Below are 2,215 nucleotides of genomic sequence, written 5' to 3' on the forward strand. Positions count from 1 at the left end.
CACCCCCCCCGTCCCGCGGGCCGCGCCGACACCCCCTCACGACCCGCACCGCGCCCCCCCCCCCCCCCCCCCCCCCACGCCCCCCGCGCGCCCCCCCCCCCCCCCCCCCCCCCCCCACGCCGAAATTTTGGCGACCGCATTGCCGCCGCCCTGGACCTATGTCGCCACGGCGCAAGCCTATGATGACGAGATGCATGAACGCATCGCGTTGCACCGATCGCGGCGCGGCGAAGGCTGGACGACCATCGACGCACCGCTCGATCTCGCCGGTACGCTTGCCGCCTTGCCGGACGATCGGCCGGTGCTTGTCGATTGCCTGACGCTGTGGCTGACCAACCACATGCTGGCCGAACACGATTTCGAGCTTGAATGCCGTCGGTTGGCGGACGTGCTGTCGCGGCCGCGCGGGCCATGGTTCGTGGTGTCCAATGAAGTCGGCCAGGGTATCGTGCCGGACAATGCACTGGCGCGCCGGTTTCGCGATGCCGCCGGCCGGCTCAACCAGCAGGTCGCCGCCGTCGCCGATACGGTGCTGCTGATGGTGGCGGGGCTACCGCTCAAGGTGAAATGACATGACCGACATCGACGATAAGGACGAAGAACGCCACCGCGCCAAGATGGCCAAGCGCAAGGCGGTGCAGGATGCCGAGGTGGCGAGCAAGACGGTCGAGAAGGGCTTGCTCATCGTCAACACCGGACCGGGCAAGGGCAAGACCACAGCCGCCTTCGGCCTGGCGCTGCGAATGCTCGGCTACGGCAAGCGCGTCGGCGTCGTCCAGTTCATCAAGGGCAAATGGCATACCGGCGAGAAGGATGCCTTTGCCGCCTTCGGCGACCGCGTCGTCTGGCACGCGATGGGCGAGGGGTTCACCTGGGAAACGCAGGATCTGAAGCGCGACATCGCCGCGGCCGAAGCCGCGTGGGCCAAGGTGCTCGAGCTGATGGCCGACCCGTCGATCAGCCTGCTGGTGCTCGACGAGATGAACATCGCGCTGCGCTACGACTATCTCGATCTCGACAAGGTGGTTGCGGCGCTGAAAGCGCGGCGCGAGGGCCTGCATGTCGTGGTCACCGGCCGCAACGCCAAGCCGGCGCTGGTCGAGGCGGCCGACCTCGTCACCGAGATGGGCGTGACCAAGCACCATTTTTCCGCGGGCGTGAAGGCCCAGCAGGGGATCGAGTTCTGAGAGCTGTTGTCCCCTTCTGTGGGTAGGCCGTTCAAGTCTGGTCGCCAGCGCTCTCAGCGAGGCTCCCTTCCTTTCCCTCCGGAGGGGGGAAAGGTGGCGCTGCGAAGCAGCGACGGATTGGGGGACGGCGATTATCGAACGCGCGGCCGCAGACTGGCAGGCGCGACCCGGCGGATGCGAAAACGCGACTGCCGAGCTGGTCGACCCCCACTCCGTCCCGGCTTCGCCGAGCCACCTTGTATCTACACGAGAGAGATTTCGTGGGATTAGAGCGATTGAGCCAGGGCCGGGCGGCCGCCCGGACCTTGGCTTGGCGAAGTCGCCCGTACCACCTGAGGTTACAACCGCGGGAGAGCTTGGGATCTTCGCCTTCGTCACGCACGACCGAACAGTCGCTTGGTTCCAACCGTACGCACAAGGCAGGTTACCGTGAACAGGATTATTTGTGGAGTTGATGTTTCGAAAGATTGGCTGGACGCGCATGTCCGGCCTGGCGGAGCGGCAGCGCGCTTCGCCAACGATGCGGCGGGGATTGCAGCTCTTTGGCTGTTCTGCCGCAGCCATGGCGCAGCCCTTGCGGTGATGGAGGCATCGGGCGGCTATGAACGGCTGGGGTTCATGCTCTTGTGGGCGCACGGCATGCCGTGCGGCGTGGTCAATGCCAAGAGCGTGCGCCGTTTCGCCGAGGCGATGGGCTATCTGGAGAAGACCGACAGGATCGACGCCGCTGTCATCGCCCATTACGGCGCAGTCAAGAACACGGTGCCGACGCCACCGCCAAGCGCTGCCCAACAGCGGCTTACCGCGTTGGTTGGCCGGCTTTGCCAGATTGTCGGCGATGCGACCATCAACAAGCAGCGTAGAAGTGCCGCATGCGACGCCGAGGTATGCGCCAGCATCGAGGCGACGCTGGCCTTCCTCAAGCGCGAGCAACGGCGCCTGGAAGGCGAGATTGCCTCGATGATCGATGACGATCCGCTGTGGGCCAGGCTGGAGCGAGCCTTTCGTTCGCTCAAGGGCGTAGCCGG

The 2,215-nt window shown here is 66.1% G+C and carries 3 protein-coding genes; all 3 read left to right on the plus strand.

From position 1 onward, the window contains the following. The first annotated feature begins 124 nt into the window (after positions 1 to 124). Entirely contained in the window at positions 125 to 571 is a 447-nt protein-coding gene (gene cobU / locus NKI99_RS33630; RefSeq protein WP_352613731.1) for a bifunctional adenosylcobinamide kinase/adenosylcobinamide-phosphate guanylyltransferase, read from the plus strand. A 1-nt stretch (position 572) separates the two neighbouring features. Beyond that, on the plus strand, positions 573 to 1,187 hold the full coding sequence (gene cobO, locus NKI99_RS33635; RefSeq protein WP_352439841.1) for a cob(I)yrinic acid a,c-diamide adenosyltransferase: 615 nt from the start codon (positions 573 to 575) through the stop codon (positions 1,185 to 1,187). Positions 1,188 to 1,616: 429 nt separating this feature from the next. Continuing rightward, positions 1,617 to 2,215, plus strand: a 599-nt coding sequence (locus NKI99_RS33640; protein ID WP_352613729.1) for an IS110 family transposase, incomplete at its 3' end; no start/stop codon positions are given.

The sequence above is a fragment of the Mesorhizobium sp. M0239 genome (assembly GCF_040321815.1).
GTDB lineage: Bacteria > Pseudomonadota > Alphaproteobacteria > Rhizobiales > Rhizobiaceae > Mesorhizobium.

Coding starts and splice junctions, on each gene's coding strand:
- cobO (WP_352439841.1), top strand. CDS start 573: ATGACCGACATCGACGATAAGGACGAAGAACGCCACCGCGCCAAGATG.